This is a genomic window from Streptomyces sp. NPDC059909 (assembly GCF_042730885.1).
GTDB lineage: Bacteria > Actinomycetota > Actinomycetes > Streptomycetales > Streptomycetaceae > Streptomyces.
The window spans coordinates 1-22148 of record NZ_JBHWKX010000073.1; the positions used below are offsets into that span (position 1 = coordinate 1).

Sequence of the window (22148 nt, forward strand, 5' to 3'; positions counted from 1 at the left end):
ACAAGGCGCTGGCCGCGGTCCGGGCCCCGGTCGAGCACGGCTTCGCGCACCTGAAGAACTGGCGCGTGCTCGGCAAGGTCCGAACCGACCCGAAGCGGGCGACCGCGCTGGTGCGGGCCCTGCTGGTCCTGACGAACCGGGAAGTCGCCCGCTGACCGGTGATCTTCACCGAAGTCACACGCCCACAACCAGCGTGAGCACCCCGACGCCGACGCACACCAGGCCCGTGACCTGCTGCTTCACGATGCACACCACTCAATGGGCCGAGGCACACGCCGACGCGTTCAGGGCGGTCTGAGCGGAACCAACAGGGTGCGGCGCGGCGCCGCTGTCCTCATGTGCCGGCCGGGCCGCCCAGTGACCGTTCCGCCTCACCGTCCGACCAGCGGGCGGTGAGCAGCAGCGCGATGTCGTCGGCGCGGTCCGCGGCCTGGCGCGCCTCGCGCATGAGGCGGTCGGCGGCGTCGGTGAGGCCGGTCCCGCCCGCCCGGGCCAGGGTGTCCCGCAGCCGCTCGACTCCGAGGTCGATGTCCGCGCCGGGCCGTTCGATCAGCCCGTCGGTGTACAAGGCCAGCACCGCACCCGGTTCGAGGGTGAGTTCGCTGACGGGGTACGTCTCCTTCTCGTCGACGCCCAGGACGATCCCGCCGGGCAGGTCGAGGACCTCGGTGCGGCCATCGGGGCAGCGCAGCAGGGGCTGCGGATGCCCGGCGCGCACGGCCCGGGCGAGACCGGTCTCCGGGTCGAGCCGGACGTAGCAGCAGGTGGCGAACTGGCCGGGGTCGAGGTCGATGAGCAGCCGGTTGGTTCCGCTCATCACCTCCTCCGGTTCCCGGTCGGCCAGCGCGAACGCCCTTACGGCGCTGCGCAGTTGCCCCATCGTGGCGGCGGCCGACACGCCGTGGCCCTGGACGTCGCCGATGACGAGGGCGAGACCGGGGCAGGTCTCGATGACGTCGTACCAGTCGCCGCCGACGTCCATGCCCTGCGTGCCGGGGAGATAGCGCGCGACGATCTCGACGTTGTCGGACTCGGGAAGCCTGCGCGGCAGCAGGGCGTCCTGGAGGCCGCGGGCGAGCGCCGCCTCCGTGTCGTACCGCTGGGCACGGGCGAGCGCCTGGGCGATGAGTCCGGCGAGCGCGGTGAGGACCGTGCGCTCCTCGGGGGCGAAGCCCCGTGGCTGGTCGAAACCGAGGATGCAGGTGCCGACAGGGCGGCCGGACGCGATGAGCGGCAGGAAGGCGCGGGCGCCGACGGAGGCGTCCATCAGGATGCCGGGGTACGCCGCTGCGAGCTGGTCCATCGACTCGAAGAAGATGGGGCGGCCGGTGGTGAGGGTCTCCACACCGGGCAACCGGGCGTCGAGCCCGACCCCCTCGAAGGGCTCGAGGAAACCCGGCGGGAAGCCGGTCTCCCAGGCCAGGTAGAGATGCCGCTCGTGCAGGACGTAGATGGCGAGTTGGCGGCCGCCGAAAGCGGGCAGCAGTTCCTCGGTGACGACGGCCGACACCTGGCGTGCGGTGACGGCCTCGGTCAGGGCGATGGCCAGGGCGACCGGGCGGTACAGCGCGGAGGCCCGGTCGGCCGGGGAGTCGAACTGCCCGATCCCGGCGTCGCCGGACCTGCTGAGGGAAGAGCGCTCGTAACTGGGCCGCTCGAGGGCCGACACCTGCCCTGTCACACCGAGGTGCCCGGGGTAGAGGGCCACGCCGATCCACTCACCCGCGGTGCGGCGGGCCTGGAACCGGACGGGTTCGTCGGACAGGAGCGCCGCCCGGTAGTAGTCCTCGAACGCGGGCTTGTCGAGCCAGGGCACGGCCTCCCACAGGACCCGCCCGGTCAGCTCGGCGCGGGTGCCGCCGAGCAGGCCCTGTGCGCTGCGGTTGACGTAGGTGATCCGTCCGGACCTGTCGAGGGCGAAGAGGCCGTCGGGCAGCCGGTCGCCGGCCTCGCCCGCGGCCGCCGCGGCGCCGAGGTCGACGAGGATTCCGGTCAGCCGGTGGCCGTCGTCGGCGTGGGACGCCCCATCTCCTTGGGTGCCCCTTCCGGTGTCGCTTTCGGCGCCGCTTCCGGTGCCACCGCCCGCTCCGGCGGGTCCGCACACGGGCTGTCCCTTGAACTCCACGAGCGATGCCGTGCCGTCGGCGCGCAGGAGGCGCATCCTGCGGCTCACGGATCGGCCGTTGAGGCTGGCCTCGTGGGCGACCGCCCACAGCTGGTACACGTCCTCGGGGTCCATGTTCGCGGCCAGTGCGTCGATGGTGCCGGGGAAGCGCGCGGGCTCGGTGCCCAGGATGTCGCACAGGTCGGCGTCCGCGGTCAGGGCGCCGCTGCCGATGTCCCAGTCGAAGTGGCCGATACGGACCGGGGGCCGGGTGATCTCCGGGGCCTGGGTGACGATCGGCTCGCCGCGCCACTCGATGTTCGTGCCGTGCGCTTCGAGTCGGGCGAGGGTGCTGCCGAGCTTCCGGGCGGATTCGTCCAGCCGGTCGATGTCGGCGCGGGCGACCGGGATGCCCGGCGTGGCGGGGCGGAGGACGACGAGGACCCCGAACCGCTCACGGTCGCTGGTGACGGGCGCGTACAGCGAGCCGAACGGGAACGGGAGTCCCGCCATGAGCTGCGGGAAGCGGCGCATGGCCTCCTCGGCGTCGGCGAGCTGGATGCTCCGGCCCGAGCGGAAGGCCTCGGCGACGGGGAACGGGCGGTTCACATGCATCCGCCACCAGGGGCGGAACAGCTCTCCCGGGAGCCCCATGAGCACGCCGAGGCGCAGCAGGCCCTGCGTCTCCGAGCGCAGATACACCCCACCGGCGTGGCCGCCGACCGCACCGATCGCCTTGACCGCGGCCTCGGCGAGCGCCTGGCCGAGCTCGTCCGAGCCGGGGACAGCGCTGTTGCTCGTCCCGCGCTTCGGCCCGCTGCGCCGGGACGGGCCGGGCCTGGCCGCGCCGTACCAGGTCACATAGCAAGGATGCGCCCGGATCGACCCGCCCCGCACCTGCGGACGTGGGGCGCGCGCGGGCTGCGGTGTGGCGCGCTGTGCGGCCCTGCCGCGCCCGGTACCGGCGGCGGGCCGGGGTGTCCGTCCTCAAACACCGGACCGGGCTGGAAGTGCGCCCCGTACCCGCGAGTCAGCCCGCGTTGTCCGTCCTCGAACGCCGGACCGGCTGGAAGTGCGCCCCGTACCGGCGAGACAGCCCTCATGTCCGTCCTCGAACGCCGGACGGCCGGGCTGGGGGTGCGGGCGCGTACGGGTCAGGACTCGCGCTGGTGGTAGGTGCGGCGCGTGTGTTCCGTGTGGGCGCGCATGACCTCGGTCGCGCGCTGTTCGTCGCGCGCCGAGATCGCGGAGATCAGCTCGCGGTGCTCGATCCAGGACTGTTTCCCGCGCTGCCGGGCGACCGGCGTGTAGTACCAGCGCACGCGGCGGTCCACCTGCCCCGCCAGCTCGGCGAGCACCACATTGCCGGCGAGCTCCATCACCTTGGCGTGGAACGCGGCGTTGGTCGCGACCGCCAGGTCCACGTCGTCGTCCGCTACGGCCTGCTCGCCCCTCGCGCAGAGCTCTTCGAGCGCCGCGATGCCCGCCGAGCCCGAGTTGGCCGCGGCCAGCCGAGCGGCCTCTGCCTCCAGGAGCGTACGGACCGAGAGCAGCTGGTCGGCCTCCTCATCCGTCGGCTCATGCACGAACGCACCCTGCGCCGGGCGCAGATCGACCCAGCCCTCGGTGTTGAGCCGCTGGAGCGCCTCACGGACGGGCTGGCGTGACACACCGAGGTGGCCTGCGAGTTCGCTCTCGACCAGATGCTGGCCGGGACGCAGCGCCCGGGTGGTGATGAGTTCGAGCAGCGCCTCGTACACGCGCTCGCGCAACGGGCCCGGGCGCTCCAGTCTGGGCACGGCTCCTTGCGGCAGTCCTGCGGACAACATCGCTCCCCTCCGTGCGATCGGTCAACCGGCCGATAGGCTGTCGTCTACAGTCTACCGAGTCCAATCCGGTCACGGGTCACGGACAGTACACAACCTGTCCTGCATACGACAGATTGCCGCCGAAGCCGAAGAGCAGCGCCGGCGCGCCCGACGCCACCTCGCCGCGCTCCACCAGCTTGGACAGGGCCATCGGGATCGAGGCGGCCGAGGTGTTGCCGGACTCGACGACATCGCGGGCGACGACCGCGTTCACCGCACCGATCCGCTGGGCGAGGGGCTCGATGATCCGCAGGTTCGCCTGGTGCAGGACCACGGCGGCGAGGTCCTCGGGCGCGACCCCGGCCCGTTCGCACACGGTGCGGGCGATCGGCGGGAGCTGGGTGGTGGCCCAGCGGTAGACGGTCTGGCCCTCCTGCGCGAAGCGGGGCGGCGTGCCCTCGATCCGTACCGCGTTCCCCATCTCCGGGACCGAGCCCCACAGCACCGGCCCGATGCCCGGCTCCGCGTCCCCCTCGCACGCCTCGACGACCGCCGCGCCCGCGCCGTCGCCGACGAGGACGCAGGTGGAGCGGTCGGTCCAGTCGGTGACGTCGGACATCTTGTCGGCGCCGATCACCAGGGCGCGGGCGGCGGACCCGGCCCGTACGGCGTGGTCGGCGGTGGCCAGGGCGTGGGTGAAGCCGGCGCAGACGACGTTGAGGTCCATCGTCGCGGGCGAGGACATGCCGAGCCGGGCCGCGACGCGCGCCGCTGTGTTCGGGGAGCGGTCGGTCGCGGTGGAGGTGGCGACCAGGACCAGGTCGATGTCGGCGGGCGCGAGGCCGGCCGAGGCGAGCGCCTTCGCCGCGGCGTGGGCGGCCAGTTCGTCCACCGGCTCGTCGGGGCCTGCCACGTGGCGGGTTCTGATCCCGACCCGGCTGGTGATCCACTCGTCACTGGTGTCGACCAGGGCCGCCAGGTCGTCGTTGGTGAGCACTCTGGCGGGCTGGTAATGCCCGAGCGCGGCGATGCGCGTGCCGGTCATGCCCGGGGACCCCCTTTGCTGTCGACGTCAGGAGCCTTCCAGTGTCGCCAGCGACTCATGGGTACGAGGGCAGGTAAACCAACAGGAATCACCCCGCGCTCTTGGAGACTCCGTCAGCCTCGGAGGCTCCTTCACCCGGCCATGTCGCCCGGCGGCGGCTGGTGGACCCCGAAGGGCGAGCCCTGGTCGTCGCGGCAGAAGCGGAAGCGCCCGAAGCGGGCGACGGTGTCCGCGTCCTCGTCGTCCCCGCCGGGGCCGGGCTCGACCGTGCCGCCGAGCGCCACCACGCGGGCGAGCGCGATGTCAAGGTCGTCGACCTTGAAGAAGAGGTACGGGCCCGCCTCGGCGTCGGCGCCGTGGACACCGCCCGGGACGCTCGGCGTGCGGATCGCGTAGCCGGTGCCCGGCGGGACGGCCTCGAAGGTCCAGCCGAAGAGCCCGCCATAGAACGCGCGGGCCTTCTCCGGGTCGTCCACGCCCAGTTCGAAGAAGGAGATCTCCCCGGCCATCGCTGACTCCTGTCCGGTCGGCGTAGCTGTCGTTCTCCACGCTGTCACACACCTTGTCGGCGGCAAACCCATACTGTAGACAATAAATCGTCGACAGACGCGACGGAGGCAGCGGGTGCACGTACAGCACAATGAGATCGTCAAGGTCACCTCGACGCACGACGACCCGGTGACCCACGGCAACCTCCGCATCAAGGGCCGCTTCGGCTTCCAACACGTACAGAACCGGGACTGAACACCATGGGACGGGTCACCGAGCGCCGCCGCACCATACGGATCAGGGGCGGGATCGTGTCCGCCCGGCCGGACACCCTGGTGGCCGAGGAGCCGCTGGAGATCCGGCTGAACGGACGCCCGCTGGCGATCACCATGCGCACGCCCGGCGACGACTTCGCGCTCGCGGCGGGCTTCCTCGTCAGCGAGGGCGTGATCGGCTCGGCGGCGGACGTGCGGTCCATCGTGTACTGCGCGGGCGCGCAGGACGACGGTTCGAACACGTACAACGTGGTCGACGTCCAGCTCGCCCCCGGTGTGCCCATCCCGGACATCACGCTCGAACGCAATGTGTACACGACGTCGTCGTGCGGCCTGTGCGGAAAGGCGAGCCTCGACGCCGTGCGCACGACCACCCGCTTCGCGATCGCCGACGATCCCCCGGTCCGGGTCGAGCCCGAGCTGCTGTCCGGCCTCCCCGACCGGCTGCGGGCGGCGCAGCGGGTCTTCGACCGGACCGGAGGGCTGCACGCCGCCGCGCTGTTCTCGGAGGACGGGGAACTGCTCGACATCCGCGAGGACGTGGGGCGGCACAACGCCGTCGACAAGCTGGTCGGCCGGGCACTGCGGGAGGATCTGCTGCCGCTGTCGCGGGCGATCCTGCTGGTGTCGGGCAGGGCGTCGTTCGAGCTGGCCCAGAAGGCGGTGATGGCCGGGATTCCCGTGCTGGCGGCCGTGTCCGCGCCGTCGTCGCTGGCCGTGGACCTGGCGGCGGAGACCGGTCTGACGCTGGTCGGGTTCCTGCGCGGTCCCGACATGAACGTGTACGCGGGCGAGGAGCGCATCGCCCTGCACACGGGGGTGTGACGGGGCCCGGCCGGCGGGGAGCGCCCCCTGCGCCGGCCGGGTCCTTTTCCCGGTGGCCGTACTGCCCGGACCGATTATCCGGCGACGTCGATGAACACCGGATTCGTGTAGCACCAAGTGTCCAGCCACGGATCGCCGTCGCCGGGCTCGTGCGCGACCGGCCCGTGCGGGTCGACCGCCGCGCCGAGGAGACCGGGGCCGTTCCGCCGGCCGTCGCTGCCGCGGAGCCGTACGTAGCAGGACTCCTCGACGCGGCCGAGCGGGATCCGCAGCGTGTAGCGCCCGCGTCGGCCGGAGACATCGGCGGTGTGCACGACCCGGGTGTCGGGGGCGTGCCAGGCGTCGCGATCCGTGGCCGGGCCGCGCACGGCGCCCCGGATGACGTCGAGATGGGCGAGGCCGGGCACCTCGCCGCGGCCGCCCGGGCGGGACGCGGTGGTGACGGTGATGGTCAGCGTCACCTGCTCACCGCGGCGGATCCGCAGCCGGCCGCCGAGCGTGACGCCGCGGCCGGTCCCGTACGGGCGGTGGACGCGCACGTCGATGCCGTCGACGAGGTGACCGTGGTCGACCCAGACGCGGCCCGCGCGGAGTCCGGCCATGACATGGCGGTAGCCGTAGCGGGTCACGCCGACGTGCGTACGGCTGAACTGGCCGGGCCACAGGTCACTGCCGGGCTGCGGTTCACCGGTGTCGACGGGGTCGGGGAGGCGGCCGGTGTTGTCGAAGTTCTGGCCCGGCAGCCAGTCGCCGTTGCGCCAGGTGTCGAACACGACCCGGTGCACGTCCGAGTTGGACGTGATCGAGAAGAGCTTGCCCTCGGCGAGCATCGCGTCCCAGAGACCGCCGACGGTCGCGGTGGCCCAGTCGAAGCCGCCGTAGGTCACATAGGCCTCGCGCGGGTAGCCGGGGAAGGAGTTGACGGAGGGGGCGTTCTCGTACTCGCCGCGGATGCTGTGCGCCCCGCGCCCCGGGTGCGCGGCGCCCTGGGCGCCGGGTGCGCCCTCCATGCCGATCATGATGCCGGGTGCCGCGTCCCGCCAGGCGCGCAGCTCGTGCGGGGAGTCGATGCCCAGGCGCAGCGGATGGTTGGCGAGGACGAGGACGTCGTCGACGTACCCGCTGCGGCGCTGCCGGTCGAGCCATTGGAGGGCCTTGACGGCGTGGGCCTCGTTGCGGGCGGTGTCGGGGTGGTCCGGGGCTCCCGCGGTGTAGCCCAGCAGCTTGCCGTCGTACTCCTGCTCGAAGCGGGTGAGCAGGTCGACCTCGTGGCGGCCTGGGGCCGAGAAGACGGTCGCGTGCTCGGCGCCGGGGATGTACCACTCCAGGCCCTGGAAGATGAGCATGCGGCGGTTCTCGGCGCGGGCCCTGAGGATCTCCCGGTGCTCGGACTCGGCGCCGCCGGCCTGGTGGTGGCCGATGTTGCTGTGCTCGGTGAGGACCATCCAGTCCAGGCCGTAGCGGGAGGCGGCGGTGGCGAGCTGGGAGAACGTGTACTTGGCGTCGTGGCTGTACACCGAGTGCACGTGGTGGTCGCCGACCAGGTAGACGAGGTGCGGGTCGTCGCCGCCTCCGGACGGGAGGTGCGCCTCGGCCGGCGCTTGGGCCTCGGCCTGGGCCGGCGCCAGCGCGGACGCTCCGGTCCAGGCCGCGCCCGCGAAGGCGGCGCCGTACAGGCCTGCGCGGCGCAGGAGGCCGCGGCGGCTGAGGCCCTGCGGGTCGAGTGTCTCGGCGGGCACGTCGGGGTCGGCCCAGCGCGGCAGGGGTTGGGGTCTGTGCACGGGTACTCCTCGGGTGAGCCGGGCGGGGCCTAGGCGCTCATGAACGAGCCGACGGGCAGGGCGCGTTCGGTGATGCGGACGTCGCCGATCCAGCCGCGGAACAGCTGGTCGAGCCTGCCGTCGTACTCATAACCGCCGAGCAGCCAGGAGAGACCGAGCGTCGTGAGGCCGTTGGTGGCGGTGGCGGGGTTGCGGGCGACCGGGCAGCCGTCGACGTACATCACGGTGTGCCGGCCGTCGTTGACGACGGCGACGTGCCACCAGGTGGCGAGCGGGAGTTCATGGCTCCAGTTGGCGACCAGCCCCGGCTGGTCGAGGGGAGCGGCGGCCCACTGGAGGCCGTGGCCGTCGGAGAGGGAGAGGGTGGCGACGGGTTCCGCCGGGTCGCCCGTCTTTCCGGCCGCGCCGACGGTGCCCTGGCGGCCGAGGATCCCCGACCAGGCGTTGCGGAAGGCGGTCCAGTCGGCGGGGAGCTTGAAGAACGCCTCGACGGTGTAGCCGGCACGGAAGGTGGCGGCGTTCAGCGGTGCGCCCTTCACGGTCTGCAGGAAGGCGCCGCGCAGCGGGGGCTTGCCGCCGTCGAAGTAGAGGCTGCCGTGGCCCGGCTGGTCCGGGTGGTGCCCGGCGGACCAGCGCAGCGCGTCGGCGGGGCTGCCGGGGACGGCGGCGCGGACGAGGTCGTTGCCGTGGCCGGAAAGGTCGGGGACGCGGAGGGTCTCGTCGGCGGAGGTGCCGTCCTCGTGGCCCGTGTCGAAGCGCCAGTACGCGACGGTGCCGGGCAGCAGCATGCGGGAGGCGGGGCGGGAGCTGCGCGGCGGCACCGGCGCGAAGCCCGCGAAGCGCTCCTCGAAGTCGACGGCGACGGAGAACCGGTCCTCGGGGCCGGTCAGTTCGGTCTCCCGGAGGGCGAGGGCGTTGGCCTTGTCGCGGGCGGCGCGCTCGAGCTGCCACGGGGAGAGGGTGGAGACGTCGATCGTGTTCCGGTCGAGGTCGAAGCGGTAGAGGCGGATCATCGCGCTGCCGCCGAAGTACCGGTCCTGGTAGTTGGTGAGGTGCAGATGCACGTCGTGGCCGGCGTCGTTCTCGCGGGTGGTGCGGGCGGCGGGCCAGTAGTGGCCGTTCAGGGTCAGGAATATCTGGTCGTTGGCGGCGATCAGTTCGTCCCAGAGCCGCTGTCCGTACGGGGAGAGCCTGGCCTCGTCCCCCGGCTCCTCGCCGTACACGAGGTCGTGGGTGGTCAGGATGACCGGGCACGTCGGGTGCTGCGCGATGACCTTGTTCGCCCAGGCGAAACCGGCGGCGGACATCCGCCAGTCGAGGGCGAGGACCAGCCACTCGCGGCCGGCTGCGCGGAAGAGGTGGTACGTGTTGTAGCCGTCGGGCGAGGCGCCGCCGAAGGTGGGCAGCCGGCGCATCCGGCTCGGGCCGAAGGCGTCGAGGTAGGCGGTGCGGCCGCGCTGGTCGTCGGTCGAGGAGACGATGTCGTGGTTGCCGGCGAGCACGCTGTATCCGGCGCGGCGGCGGTCCAGCAGCTCGAACACCTTGCTGAGCGGGGCGAACTCCTCCGCCCGGGCGTTCTCCACGAGGTCGCCCAGGTGGGACAGAAAGACGATGTTCTCGTCCCGGGCGTGGTCGAGGACGTAGCGCAGCGACGCCTCCACGGGCTCCGGGTTGATGCTCGTGCCGTCGAACAGGTACTGGGTGTCGGGCATCACGGCGACCGTGAACGAGCGGCGGTCGGGGTCGGGCCGCCACCCGGTTCCGGCAACGTTGTCAGACGCTGCGGCGCCCGTGACGGTGGCCGCGGCGGCGGTCCCGGAAGCTGCGGTCGCGGCCGTCCCGGCGGCGAGGGCGGTGAGCCCGGCGGCGGCGAGGAACGTGCGCCGGCCGGCGCGAGGCGGGGTGGTCATGGCAAGTCTCCGGGCGCTGGTGGGGTTTGACGGGGTGCACGCTATGGGTGGCCCGTCTGCCCCTGGGCCCTCAGCGGGCAACGGCGCGCGGAAGCCTCGGTGAACGCCGGCGCCGCGTCCGGGGGCCTTGTGTCCTTGCGTCCTTGCGTCAACGGGCTTTGCCGGGCGAGGGGGCGGGGATCATCTGCAGCTCGAGCGTCGCGGACGGCTCGGCGACGCCCGGGCCGCCGGACTCCGCCCACGCCAGAAGGTCCTCCGTGGCGTCGTCGTCGAGCGCGAACCCGACCCAGACGGCGCGCGCTCCACGCCGCCGGGCCTCGGTGGAGGGCTGCACCACGACCACGTTCGCCTGCCCGCAGGGACCGAGACAGTCGCTGGTCCGCACCGCGATCCGCCCTCTGGAGACGGCCGCCGCCTCCAACAGCCGCCGCAGCTGGGCGTCGTGATCCGTGCCCGGGTGCTTGCGGGCGTCCCCGCAACAGCAGCCTCGGCACACGACGAGGGTGCAGGGGCGGCGGGCCGGAAAGGTTCGTTGGGCGTACGAGGTCACCCGGCGATCCTGCCAGGCGCCGCGTGGGACGCCTGCGGCGGGCTGTGCCGGCGCTCGGCACCGTGCGGTGGGCCGGAGTGTCCATCCTCGAACGCCGGACCGTATGAGTGCGCGCCCGCCACCGGCGAGTCAGCCCGCATGTCCGTCCTCAAACGCCGTTCGGGCTCCATCGGAGCATCGTTCGGGCCCCACGCCCTCCAGGGCGTAAGGGGTCCGGGGCGCAGCCCCCGGAAACGGGGTCTGGGGGCAGAGCCCCGGTTCGGGAAGGGGCGGGTAGGGGCGGGTAGGGGAAAGGCCCGCCGCAGGCGTTCGCCCCGCCGGACACGCCCCGGGCCCGGGCTCAGCGCATCGCCGTCGCGCGCACGGACCGCGACGGGGTGACGGGCCCGGCCCCGGGCCCGTCAGGGACGTCGTCGTGGGCGCGGCGGCGCGCGATGGCCGCGCAGACCATCAGCTGCATCTGGTGGAAGAGCATCAGCGGAAGTACGGCAAGGCTCGCCTGCGCCCCGAAGAGCACGCTCGCCATCGGCAGCCCCGCGGCGAGGCTCTTCTTGGACCCGGCGAACTGGATCGCAACGCGGTCCGCCCGGCCGAAGCCGAGCCGCTTCGGCACGTACCAGGTCAGCGCGAGCATCGCCGCGAGCAGCACCGCCTCGACGACGAGCAGCGCGCCCAGTCGCCCGGGCGTGACCTGGTGCCAGACGCCCGCGACCATGCCCTTGCTGAAGGCGGCGTAGACGACGAGCAGGATCGAGCCGCGGTCCACGTATCCCAGCAGCTTCCGGTGCCGGGCGAGGATGGGTGCGATCCAGCGCCGCAGCACCTGCCCCGCCAGGAACGGCACGAGCAGCTGCAGCACGATCTTGAGCAGCGAGTTCGCGGAGAAGCCGCCAGCGCTCTGCCCGAGGAGCAGCGCGGCCAGCAGCGGGGTGAGGACGATCCCCGCGAGGCTGGAGAAGGAGCCCGCACAGATCGCCGCCGGCACATTGCCGCGGGCGATCGACGTGAACGCGATCGACGACTGGATCGTCGACGGCACGAGGCACAGGAAGAGCAGGCCTCCGTAGAGCTGCGGGGTGAGGACGGCGGGGACGAGTCCGCTCGCCGCGAGTCCGAGCAGCGGGAAGGCCACGAACGTGCCGGCCAGCACGGTCACATGCAGCCGCCAGTGCCGCAGGCCGTCCAGCGCCTCGCGGGTCGACAGCCGCGACCCGTACAGGAAGAACAGCAGGCCGACCGCTCCGGTGGAGGCGCCGCCGGTGACGGTGGCCGCCGTGCCGGAGGCGGGGAGCAACGCCGCGAGGAGCACCGTTCCGAGCAGCGCCATGATGTACGGGTCGACCGGAAGCCAGGACGGCGGTCGGAGGGGGGTGCGGCGGCTCATGTGCTCCACTTGCTCTCAGTACTGGTCGTGCCCTCCCATCGTCCTCGCCCCGGCGGCGATCGGGAATCCCGTACACCACTCTGACTGTCATCACGATTCGCGATGGCCGCGTTAGCCTGGTCCCGTGTACGACCCCGCTCAGCTGCGCACCTTCCTCGCCGTCGCCCAGACCCTGAGCTTCACTCAGGCCGCCCGGCGGCTCGGCGTCCGCCAGTCGACGGTCAGCCAGCACGTGCGGCGGCTGGAGGAGGCGGCGGGCCGGCTGCTGTTCACGCGCGACACGCACAGCGTGGAGCTCACGGAGGACGGCGAGGCGATGCTCGGCTTCGCCCGGACGATCCTGGAGGCGCACGAGCGCGCGGCGGCGTTCTTCACCGGCACCCGGCTGCGCGGCCGGCTGCGCTTCGGGGCGTCGGAGGACTTCGTCCTGACCCGGCTCCCGGAGATTCTGGAGTCGTTCCGCCGCGACCATCCCGAGGTCGACCTGGAGCTGACGGTCGAGCTCTCGGGCACGCTGCACGAGCAGCTGGCGGCGGGCCGCCTCGACCTGGTCCTCGCGAAACGCCCTGCGGGCGCCCGGGGCTCCGCGCTCGGCAAGCTGGTCTGGCAGGACAGCCTCAGCTGGATCGGCGCTCCTCAGCTGCGGCTGGACCCGGACCGTCCGGTCCCGCTGATCGTCTTCCCGCCGCCCGGGATCACCCGCGCCCGCGCGCTGGAGGTCCTGGAGGCGCACGGGCGCGCGTGGCGGATCGTGTGCACGAGCACGAGCCTGAGCGGCCTGGTCGCCGCGGCGCGGGCCGGCCTCGGCGTGATGGCCCATACGCGCGGGCTGATCCCGCCGGGCCTCACCCCCGTCCCCGCGCGCGCCGGGCTGCCGGAGCTCGGTGACGTGGACTTCGTGCTGCTCCACGGCCACCGGGCGGGCGTACCGCGCGGCACCCAGGAGGCCGCGGAGGCGCTCGCCGCCTCGATCCTCGCGGGCGGCGACCGGCTGCACCGCCCGGCGGGCTCCCTGTGAGGCGCGAACTGCGGACCGTCACGATGCTCAAACGCGCGTAGAGCGGGCGTGTCGGCCAGGTACAGATTCGGTGCAGATTCCTCCGGGCGTTACTTACTCATCAGTTAGCACAGCGCCCGAGGCTCCCGCTCGGGGCCGTATTCGTCGCGCTGACCAGCAGCGACGCGAGATGTGCCGAGTTGTTGAAGGCCCTCCCCCAGGTCGGCCCGGTGGGGTACCGTCACCGGCGCTGTGCGGAGCGCCACAAGGAGCAGGTCATTGCGTGAGTTCACGGTTCCACCCTTGGCGATGGCACCACCTGTCGGCGGGCTGGCGGATGCCGTGTTCGACCACGCCCAGACCGATCCGCACCGGGTCGCACTGGGCCGCAAGGACGACGACGGCCAGTGGGGCGAGATGACCTCCGCCGAGTTCCGCGACGAGGTGCTCGCGCTGGCGAAGGGGCTGCTGGCCCAGGGCGTACGCTTCGGCGACCGGGTCGCGATCATGTGCCGTACCCGCTACGAGTGGACGCTCTTCGACTTCGCGCTCTGGACGGTCGGCGCGCAGTCCGTTCCCATCTACCCCACGTCGTCGGCCGAGCAGGTCTTCTGGATGCTGCACGACGCCGAGGTGTCCGCCTGCATGGTCGAGCACGAGGACCATGCGATGACGATCGGCTCGGTCATCGACCGGCTGCCGCATCTCAAGCGGCTGTGGCAGCTGGACAAGGGCGCCGTCGCCGAACTGTTCGCGGCGGGCGAGCGCATCGACGAAGACGTGGTGCACCGCCACCGGAGGGCGGTCACGCCGGAGTCCGTCGCGACGGTCATCTACACGTCGGGGACGACGGGCCGCCCCAAGGGGTGCGTGATCACGCACGCCAACTTCATGTACGAGGTCGTCACGCTCATCGGGCGTTGGGAGCCCGTCTTCCACTCCAAGCCGGGCGACGAGGCCGCGACACTGCTCTTCCTGCCGCTCGCACACGTCTTCGGGCGGATCGTGGAGGTCACGGCGATCCTCGGCCGGGTCAAACTGGGGCACCAACCGGTGCTGCAGGCCAGCGCCCTCATCCCGGATCTCGCGGCGTTCCGGCCGACGTTCATCCTGGCCGTTCCGTACATCTTCGAGAAGGTCTTCAACGCCGCCCGGCGCAAGGCGGAGGCCCAGGGCAAGACCGGCCCGTTCGACAAGGCCGCCGATGTCGCGGTGCGGTACGCGGAGGCCATGGAGCACCGGGCCTTCGGACTCGGGCCCGGCCCGTCGGCGGGCCTGCGGCTGCAGCACCAGTTCTTCGAGAAGGTCGTCTACCACAAGGTCCGCGAGGCGATGGGCGGACGCGTGCGGCACGCGATGTCCGGCGGCTCGGGCATGGACCGGCGGCTCGGCCTCTTCTTCGAGGGCGCGGGCGTCACCGTCTTCGAGGGGTACGGACTCACCGAGACAAGCGCGGCCGCGACCGCGAACCCGCCGGAGCGCACCAAGTACGGAACGGTCGGACAGCCCATCCCGGGGACGACGGTGCACATCGCCGAGGACGGGGAGGTGTGGCTGCACGGCCCCCAGGTCTTCTCCGGTTATCTGAACGCCCCGAAGGCGACGGACGCCGTGCTCAACGACGGCTGGCTGGCCACCGGCGACCTGGGCGCGCTGGACGAGGACGGCTATCTGACGATCACCGGGCGCAAGAAGGAGATCCTGGTGACGTCGGGCGGCAAGAGCGTGTCGCCGATCGGCCTGGAGGAGCGGGTGCGGGCGCATCCGCTGGTGGCGCAGTGCATCGTCGTCGGCAACGACCGGCCGTACATCGCGGCGCTGGTCACCGTGGACCAGGAGGCGGTGGAGCACTGGCTGGCGATGCGCAACCGGGCGCCGATGCCGCCGGCCGATCTGGTGCGCGACCCGGATCTGGAGATGGAGATCCGGCGAGCCGTGGTGGCCGCCAACACGCTCGTGTCACAGGCCGAATCCATTCGTACGTTCCGGATACTGGCCCATCCGTTCAGTGAGGAGCACGGGCTGCTGACTCCCTCGCTGAAGCTGAAGCGGAAGGCGATCGAGACGGCCTACGCGGCCGAGGTGGAGGCGCTGTACCACTGAGATTCCGCACAGCACCGAGACTGACACACCATCAATTGATGGTGCGTCAGTTATTGACGGTCCATCAGGTCGAGCACACAATCGCCGGGGGTTCGGGGGGTGTCCCCCGAGAAGTTTCAGCCTCGACGGAGGGACCCACCGTGTTGCGACCGATTCGCACCATCGCCGCAGCCGCCGCAGCGCTGCTGCTCGCCACCGCCTGCAACTCCGCCTCCACGTCCGGCGAACCGACCGGGAAGGGCGGGGCCTCCGCACGCGGCGTGACGGCCGACTCCATCAAGGTCGGCGGCATCGTCTCCATGACCACCGCCAGCGGCTATTCCAAGAAGGACACCGACCTCGGCGCCAGGGCCCGCTACGACCGCGCCAACGCCGAGGGCGGTGTCAACGGCCGCAGGATCGAGTATCTGGGCGCGGAGGACGACGGTCAGGATCCGGCCAGGAACCTCGCCGCCGCCCGGAAACTGGTCCAGCAGGAAAAGGTCTTCGCGGTCGCGCCGATGAGCTCGGTGACGTTCTCCGGCGCCGACTTCCTGGAGCAGCAGAAGGTGCCGACGTTCGGCTGGGGGACGCTGCCCTCCTTCTGCGGACCGAAGCACATCTACGGCTTCAACGGCTGTCTCGTTCCGATGCCGGGCGGGACCCTCAACCAGACCTGGCCGGAAGGCCTCGGTTCGGTGCTCGGCGGGACGAAGGGCAAGTCGGTCGCGCTGATCGCCGCCGACAGCGACGCGGGCAAGTTCGGCATCCGCACCTTCACCCAGGGCTTCACGGCGGCCGGCTACACCGTCTCGTACGCGAAGGCCGTCGTGCCCGCGGCGTCGCCGCCGAGCGACTGGTCGGCGTACACGAAGGAGATCCTGCGGTCGAACGGCGGCAAGGCGCCGGACGCGGTGGTGTCCGTGATGCAGACGCCGTACAACATCGGGCTGTTCACGGCGCTGAAGCGGTCCGGCTTCAAGGGGGTCATCTCCGATCCGACGGACTACGACCCGGGGCTGCTGACCAAGGACGCGACCCGGCAGGCACTCGACGGGGTGCATGTGCTGCTGCAGTTCGAGCCCTTCGAGTCGACGAGCCCTGCCATGCGGCAGTTCAAGGAGGACATCAGGAAGGCCGCGGGCGGCAAGGACGTACCGCTGAACATGCACATGATGACCGGCTATATGTCAGCGGACCTCTTCCTCGCGATCGCGGAGAAGGCCGGCAAGGACCTGACCGTCGAGTCCTTCCAGGAGGCGGCCGCCTCCTTCTCCGACAAGGGGACGCTGGTCGGCGACCGGGCCGAGCCCAAGGGCCGGAAGGAGAGCTTCGGCTGCGGGGCGCTCGTGCAGCTGAGGAACGGGCGGTACGAGGTGTCGTCGCCGTTCACGTGCTACCCGCCGATCCCGTTCCGGTAGGGGGCGCGGATCGTGGGTGACCTGCTGGGCTTCGTACTGAGCGGACTGGTCTCGGGTGCGCTGTACGCACTGCTGGCGACGGGCCTCGTGCTGTCGTACTCCGCGTCCGGTCTGTTCAACTTCGCGCACGGTGCGACCGCGTACCTGTGCGCGCTCGCCTTCTACGAACTGCACTCGGGCTTCGGCTGGCCGGCCGTGCCGACCGCGCTGCTGCTGGTCCTCGTCGTGGCCCCCGGGATCGGGTGGGGGCTCGACCGGCTGATGTTCCGCAAGCTCGCGCGGGTCGGCGAGACGGCGCAGATCGTCGCGACGATCGGGCTGCTGGTCGCGCTGCCCGCGGCGGGACTGTGGACGGTGGAACTGCTGGCGGACGCCGGTGCACCGGTGCTGCCCGCCGAGAACCAGTACGGCCTGCCGGGCGTCGGGCCGAGCCCGGCCGTCTCCTGGCAGCCGATGGACGGCATCGGCATCGACTCCGACCAGCTCATCACCTGGATGGCGACGGCGGTGACGGCGGCCGGCCTGTGGGTACTGATGCGGCACACCCGGCTCGGCCTGCGGCTGCGGGCGGCCGTCGACAACCGCGGACTCGTGGAGCTGCGCGGGATCAGCGCGGACCGGCTGTCGTCGATCGCATGGATGCTGTCGTCGGGTCTCGCGGGCCTCGCCGGTGTACTGGCGACGCCGCTGCTGGGCCTGTCCGCACACGACTACACGCTCTTCCTCTTCGTCTCGGCGACGGCAGCGGTGCTGGGGCGCTTCGCGTCGGTGCCGCTCGCATTCGCGGGCGGGCTGGGGCTGGGGGTGCTGCAGAACCTGGTCGCCGGGTACGCCTCGTTCGCCGAGGGGATCACGGGGTTCCGAACCGCCGTGCCGTTCCTGATCCTCTTCGCGGGTCTGCTGGTGATGGCGCAGCGCCGGCGGGCGGCGGGGACGGCGGCGGCGGACGCGCCGCCGGTCGACTATCTGGCGGGACGGTCCTGGGGCCGCCGGTGGGGCGTGTGGGTGGGTGCGGCCGGGCTGCTCGCGGTCGCCTTCTACACGGTGACGACCCCGTTCTGGAGCGGGATCCTCGCGCAGGGCCTGGCGATCTCGCTGGTGTTCGTGTCCTTCACCGTGGTGACGGGGCTCGGCGCGATGGTCTCGCTCGCCCAGGCGACCTTCGTGACGGGCGCGGCGCTGGTGGCGGGCCTCCTGATGAGCCACGGCTGGCCGTTCGTGGCGGCCGCGGCCGTGGGCACGTGCGTGGCGGCGGTGCTCGGCGCGGTCGTCGCGCTGCCGGCCCTGCGGCTGGGCGGCCGTTCGCTGGCGCTCGCCACGCTGGCCCTCGCCTTCCTGGCGGACCAGGTGCTCTTCCAGTTCCGGTGGCTCCGCAACGGCGACACCGGATGGGAGATCCCCCGCCCGGTGTTCGGCCCCGTGGACCTGGGCGACGACCGCGCGTTGGGCGTCGCGCTGGTGGTGCTGGTGGCGGGAGTGGTGGCAGCGCTGAGCGCGCTGCGGAACTCGCCGACCGGGCGCGCGATGCTGGCGGTCCGGTCCGCCCCGGCCGCCGCGCTGGCGTCGGGCGTCTCGGTCGTACGGACGAAACTCCTGCTGTTCACGCTGTCGGCGGGGCTCGCGGGCTTCGGCGGTGTGATGTACGCGTCGTACAACACCCGCATCACGGCGACGGACTTCACCGCGATGACGGGACTCGTGTGGCTGGCGGTGGTGGTCGCCGCGGGTGTGCGCAGGCCGCAGTTCGCCGTGGTGGCGGGGCTGGTCTTCGCGCTCGTACCGCATGTGATGACGGAGTACGTGACGGAGTCCTCCCACCTCCCCGTGATCCTCTTCGGCCTGGCGGGCCTGGCGCTCGCGAACGACCCGGACGGCTACTGCGCGGCCCTGCCGATGCGGCTGCACGCGCGGCGCGAACGGCTGCGGGGGCAGGGCTCCCGCAGCCCGGCGGGGGGCCACGCCGCGCCGCAGGGCCACGACGGGGGGCCCGCCGTCGGGACGCCGTCGGGGGACGTTCCCCCGCCCCTCCCCTTGGGGGTGAACCCCCAGCCCCCCGCGCAGCGGGCGAAGGTACGGGGGCTGAGCCGCCGTCCCTCCGGGAGCGGCAGCTTCGCGCCACAGGCGGCGGTAGCCGAACCGGGGCCGCGCAGCGCCGGGTTCGGGGGCGGGAGCCCCAACGGGGTCCGGGGCGAAGCCCCGGTGCCGGGAAGTGGGAGTGAACCCACGCCGCAGGGTGTACGAGGAGGAATGGACGAAAAGACTCCCGCCGCCCTGGAGTTGCGGGGCGTGCACGCCGGGTACGGCGGTGCGTCCGTCCTGCAAGGCGTGGATCTGGCCCTCCACGGCGGGGGGATACTCGCCGTGCTGGGACCCAACGGGGCCGGGAAGTCCACCGCCTGCCGCGTCGCCGCCGGGGTGCTCCGCGTGGAGCAGGGAGGCGTGTACGCAGGCGGACGGGACGCGACTCGCGACGGAGTCGTCCGGCGGGCACGGCGCGGTGTGCTGCTCGCGCCCGAGGGGCGCGGGATCTTCCCCGGGCTGACCATCGAGGAGAACCTGGCGCTGCAGCTGGAGGACCGCGATTCCCGCGACGCGGTGTACGAGCGGTTCCCGGCGCTCGCCGCCCGCCGTGCCGTCCCTGCCGGCTCGCTCTCCGGCGGGGAACAGCAGATGCTCGCCCTCGCCCCGCTCCTGCAGCGCCCGCCCGCCGTGCTGGTCGCGGACGAGCCGTCGCACGGGCTGGCGCCGCGCGTCGTCGAAGAGGTGTTCCGGCTGCTCACGGAGCTGAGGGCGGCCGGCACCGCCCTGCTGCTCGTCGAGGAGAAGGCCGCCGAGGTGCTCGGGATCGCCGACACCGTGGCGTACCTCGCGCAGGGGCGGGTCGCCTGGTGCGGTCCGCGCGCCGAGGTGGAGACGGACCGGCTCACCGAGGCGTATCTGGGGATCGGACAGCAGGGGGTCGGGCGATGACCGGATACGTGCTGGAGGCGCGCGACATCGGGGTGCGGTTCGGCGGGGTGCGGGCCCTGCACGGGGTCGGCATCGGCCTGCGGCCCGGCGAGATCTGCGGGCTCATCGGGCCGAACGGGGCGGGCAAGACGACCCTGTTCGACGTGCTGACCGGCATCCGCCGGGCCGACGGGGGCCGGATCGTCCTGGAGGGCACGGACATCACGCGCCGCTCCCCCGTCTGGCGGGCCAGGCACGGGATGCGCCGCACGTTTCAACGGCAGCAGCTCTTCGGTCAGTTGACGGTGACGGACAACCTGCTCGTCGCGCAGGAATGGCGGCGCGGCGCCCCGGCACAGCGCCGGGCCCGCGCCGCGGGCGTCCTGCACGCCTGCGGGCTCGACACCCTGGCCGGGACCTACGCCGGCGGCCTGCCCGTCGGCCGGGCCCGTATGGTCGAGCTGGCCCGTGCGCTCGCCGACCCGCCCCGGGTGCTGCTGCTCGACGAACCGGCGTCCGGCATGACCGCGGACGAACGCGGCCGGCTCGCCGCCGTCGTACGGCACATCGCGGAGGAGGAGAACTGCGCCGTTCTGCTCGTCGAGCACAACGTGGCCTTCGTGATGGAGCTCTGCGCCCGCGTCGTGGTCCTGGACCTGGGTGAGGTCCTCGCGGAGGGCACCCCCGCCGAGGTCCGCGCGGACCCGAGGGTCCGGGACGCGTACCTCGGCACCGCGTCCGCCGCCGGTGCCTGAGGCTCAGCCCGAGATTGCTCGCAGCGCACCCGGCCGGCGCCCGGTGAGCCGGTCCAGTGCCGTCGATGCGGCGGCGTCCGCGGGGAGGTGGACGACAAGGCGCTGGTCGTCGTCGGCGGGCAGGTCGAGCGTCTCGTACGCGAGCCGCAGCTCGCCCGTCTCGGGGTGGACGAGCCGCATGATGCCGCTGGACTTCGGGAGGCCGGGCACGGTGGCCACGCGTCCGGCGAAGTCCGCGCCCGCCGTGACCGTCAACTCGTCGGCCAGCGCGGCGATATGCCGATCGGCCCGGAACGGGCCCTGCTTGAGCGCGGCGACCTGCTCGTCGGCGACGACGTCCCAGTCGGGGAACACGCTGCGCGCCCGCGCGTCGGCGAAGACGTAGCGCGCGAGGTTCGGCGGGTCGCCGTCCAGCAGCCCGAGCGGTGCCACGAGCCGCTCGTACGCCTCGGTGCGGGCGAGGATCTCGCCCAGCCTGTTGAGCAGGACGGCGGGCGTGGGTTCCAGGCGGTCGAGCAGGGCCCGCACGGTGGGGCGCACGGTCCGGACCGGCATCGCGCCGCCCATGCAATGGAAGCCGCTGTCCGCGGCCTTGGTGAGGCGGTGCAGATGGATGCGTTCGCTCGGGGCCAGCCGGAGCGCATCGGCGAGCGCGGACAGCACCTGCGGCGACGGCCGGCGGTCGCGCCCCTGTTCGAGCCGGGTCACGTACTCGACGCTCACTCCGGCGAGCGTGGCCAGCTCGGCACGGCGCAGACCTGGCGTGCGGCGCCGCGCTCCGGCGGGCAGCCCCACCTCGGCCGGCGTCACGGCCTCCCGGCGGCTGCGCAGGAACAGTCCCAGCTCGTTGTCGCTCACCGCTCGAACGTAACAGCCGCGCCGCGCCGGATCGTGGCCCTGCCACTACCAGCCTCGGCCCGGCCTTCCTGGTCTTCCTGCCGCCCGGCAGGTTGGGCGTCATGACCTCACAGACTCTCAACCTCGCAGTGATCACCGGCAGCGTCCGGGAAGGCCGCTTCGGTCCCGTCGTCGCCGACTGGTTCATGGAACAGGCCCGGCAGCACGGCCGCTTCACGGTGGATCTCGTCGACCTCGCCGACTCCTCGTTGCCTCTGGAGCTGCCGGCCGTTCCGCCGGCGCTCGAGCCCGATCTGCCCCGCCCCGACGCGATGGCGGACCTCACCCGGCGCCTCGACGCGGCCGACGCGTTCGTCGTGGTGACCCCCGACTACAACCGCAGTTTCCCTGCCTCGCTCAAGGCCGCGATCGACTGGCACTTCACCCAGTGGCAGGCCAAGCCGGTCGGCTTCGTCGGCTACAGCGGCGCGAGCGGCGGACTGCTGGCGATCGAGCAGCTGCGGCAGGTATTCGGCGAACTGCACGCCCACACGGTCCGTGACTACGTCAGCTTCCCGCGCTACTACGAGCTCTTCGCGCCCGACGGGAGTCTCAGGGACCCCGAGGGCCCGAACGGCGCGGCCAAGGTGCTGCTGGACCAGTTGCTGTGGTGGGCGGCGGTGCTCCACGACGCGCGGCGCGACCGCCCGTACACCGCCGCCTGACCGCGGCACGACGCCCGGCGCGGAAAGGAGCGTCCCGCGCCGGGCAGCGGTGGCCTCGAGCCCGATGTCGCGGCGTCGCGTTCACATGGATGTACCGCGTTCAGTGATGTGCGAATAGAGTCGTCATGACGGAACGCGGTCGATGAATCCGACGGACAAGGCCGGAGCTGTACCGGCCGGCTTTCCCGGCAAAGGGAATCTGTCCGCCGGA

Annotated in this window: 17 protein-coding genes and 1 pseudogene; 9 read left to right on the forward strand and 9 right to left on the reverse strand. The window is 72.5% G+C overall.

Going from position 1 to position 22148, the window contains the following annotated elements; genetic code table 11:
• On the forward strand, positions 1 to 155 hold a 155-nt coding region (locus ACFV9O_RS32790; RefSeq protein ID WP_385424454.1), incomplete at its 5' end, for a transposase family protein.
• A gap of 179 nt (positions 156 to 334) precedes the next feature.
• Here ACFV9O_RS32790 and ACFV9O_RS32795 read toward each other — a convergent pair.
• From ACFV9O_RS32795 to ACFV9O_RS32810, 4 genes are all read right to left on the reverse strand, one after another.
• Positions 335 to 2965, reverse strand: coding sequence for a SpoIIE family protein phosphatase (locus tag ACFV9O_RS32795; RefSeq protein ID WP_385424377.1), 2631 nt, complete (start codon positions 2963 to 2965; stop codon positions 335 to 337).
• Between the two features lie 293 nt (positions 2966 to 3258).
• The gene (locus ACFV9O_RS32800) at positions 3259 to 3933 is read right to left on the reverse strand and encodes a GntR family transcriptional regulator (RefSeq protein ID WP_385424380.1); all 675 of its coding nucleotides are present in this window, start codon (positions 3931 to 3933) and stop codon (positions 3259 to 3261) included.
• A gap of 76 nt (positions 3934 to 4009) precedes the next feature.
• Complete coding sequence (locus ACFV9O_RS32805) at positions 4010 to 4957, reverse strand: beta-ketoacyl-ACP synthase III (RefSeq protein ID WP_385424382.1); 948 nt, start codon at positions 4955 to 4957, stop codon at positions 4010 to 4012.
• A gap of 131 nt (positions 4958 to 5088) precedes the next feature.
• Positions 5089 to 5466: a VOC family protein gene (locus ACFV9O_RS32810; protein WP_385424384.1), complete on the reverse strand. Its 378-nt coding sequence runs from the start codon at positions 5464 to 5466 to the stop codon at positions 5089 to 5091.
• Between the two features lie 115 nt (positions 5467 to 5581).
• Here ACFV9O_RS32810 and ACFV9O_RS32815 point away from each other — a divergent pair.
• Positions 5582 to 5701: pseudogene (locus ACFV9O_RS32815) on the forward strand (Fe-S-binding domain-containing protein); the annotation flags it as partial.
• Between the two features lie 5 nt (positions 5702 to 5706).
• Positions 5707 to 6546, forward strand: coding sequence for a formate dehydrogenase accessory sulfurtransferase FdhD (gene fdhD, locus ACFV9O_RS32820; protein WP_385424387.1), 840 nt, complete (start codon positions 5707 to 5709; stop codon positions 6544 to 6546).
• A 74-nt stretch (positions 6547 to 6620) separates the two neighbouring features.
• On the opposite strand, the gene ACFV9O_RS32825 is transcribed toward fdhD, so the two are convergent.
• The 4 genes from ACFV9O_RS32825 to ACFV9O_RS32840 form a co-directional block, all read right to left on the reverse strand.
• A complete protein-coding gene (locus ACFV9O_RS32825) occupies positions 6621 to 8327 on the reverse strand; it encodes a PHP domain-containing protein (protein WP_385424390.1) in 1707 nt (568 codons plus the stop codon).
• 29 nt (positions 8328 to 8356) lie between these two features.
• Positions 8357 to 10237 carry a LamG-like jellyroll fold domain-containing protein gene (locus ACFV9O_RS32830; RefSeq protein ID WP_385424393.1) on the reverse strand — a complete coding sequence of 627 codons (1881 nt, stop codon included), beginning with the start codon at positions 10235 to 10237 and terminating at the stop codon, positions 8357 to 8359.
• A gap of 148 nt (positions 10238 to 10385) precedes the next feature.
• Positions 10386 to 10787: a (2Fe-2S) ferredoxin domain-containing protein gene (locus ACFV9O_RS32835; protein ID WP_385424395.1), complete on the reverse strand. Its 402-nt coding sequence runs from the start codon at positions 10785 to 10787 to the stop codon at positions 10386 to 10388.
• 340 nt (positions 10788 to 11127) lie between these two features.
• Positions 11128 to 12171, reverse strand: a complete 1044-nt coding sequence (locus ACFV9O_RS32840; RefSeq protein WP_385424398.1) for a bile acid:sodium symporter family protein — start codon at positions 12169 to 12171, stop codon at positions 11128 to 11130.
• Positions 12172 to 12295: 124 nt separating this feature from the next.
• On the opposite strand from ACFV9O_RS32840, the gene ACFV9O_RS32845 reads away from it, so the two are divergent.
• The 5 genes from ACFV9O_RS32845 to ACFV9O_RS32865 all read left to right on the forward strand — a co-directional run bounded on the left by ACFV9O_RS32845 (position 12296) and on the right by ACFV9O_RS32865 (position 20375).
• Positions 12296 to 13189 carry a LysR substrate-binding domain-containing protein gene (locus tag ACFV9O_RS32845; protein ID WP_385424401.1) on the forward strand — a complete coding sequence of 298 codons (894 nt, stop codon included), beginning with the start codon at positions 12296 to 12298 and terminating at the stop codon, positions 13187 to 13189.
• Between the two features lie 282 nt (positions 13190 to 13471).
• A complete protein-coding gene (locus tag ACFV9O_RS32850; RefSeq protein ID WP_385424403.1) occupies positions 13472 to 15271 on the forward strand; it encodes an AMP-dependent synthetase/ligase in 1800 nt (599 codons plus the stop codon).
• Between the two features lie 140 nt (positions 15272 to 15411).
• Positions 15412 to 16671 (forward strand): ABC transporter substrate-binding protein, encoded by a 1260-nt coding sequence (locus ACFV9O_RS32855; protein WP_385424406.1) that lies wholly within the window; start codon positions 15412 to 15414, stop codon positions 16669 to 16671.
• Between the two features lie 12 nt (positions 16672 to 16683).
• Positions 16684 to 19641 (forward strand): ATP-binding cassette domain-containing protein, encoded by a 2958-nt coding sequence (locus ACFV9O_RS32860; RefSeq protein WP_385424409.1) that lies wholly within the window; start codon positions 16684 to 16686, stop codon positions 19639 to 19641.
• The gene (locus ACFV9O_RS32865) at positions 19638 to 20375 is read left to right on the forward strand and encodes an ABC transporter ATP-binding protein (RefSeq protein ID WP_385424412.1); all 738 of its coding nucleotides are present in this window, start codon (positions 19638 to 19640) and stop codon (positions 20373 to 20375) included. The genes ACFV9O_RS32860 and ACFV9O_RS32865 overlap by 4 nt, the downstream gene beginning before the upstream one ends.
• A gap of 3 nt (positions 20376 to 20378) precedes the next feature.
• Here the strand turns inward: ACFV9O_RS32865 and ACFV9O_RS32870 are convergent, their stop codons facing one another.
• Positions 20379 to 21233, reverse strand: a complete 855-nt coding sequence (locus ACFV9O_RS32870) for a helix-turn-helix domain-containing protein (protein WP_385424415.1) — start codon at positions 21231 to 21233, stop codon at positions 20379 to 20381.
• Between the two features lie 101 nt (positions 21234 to 21334).
• Between ACFV9O_RS32870 and ACFV9O_RS32875 the strand changes: the two genes are divergently transcribed.
• Positions 21335 to 21937, forward strand: a complete 603-nt coding sequence (locus ACFV9O_RS32875) for an NADPH-dependent FMN reductase (protein ID WP_385424418.1) — start codon at positions 21335 to 21337, stop codon at positions 21935 to 21937.
• Positions 21938 to 22148 lie beyond the last annotated feature (211 nt).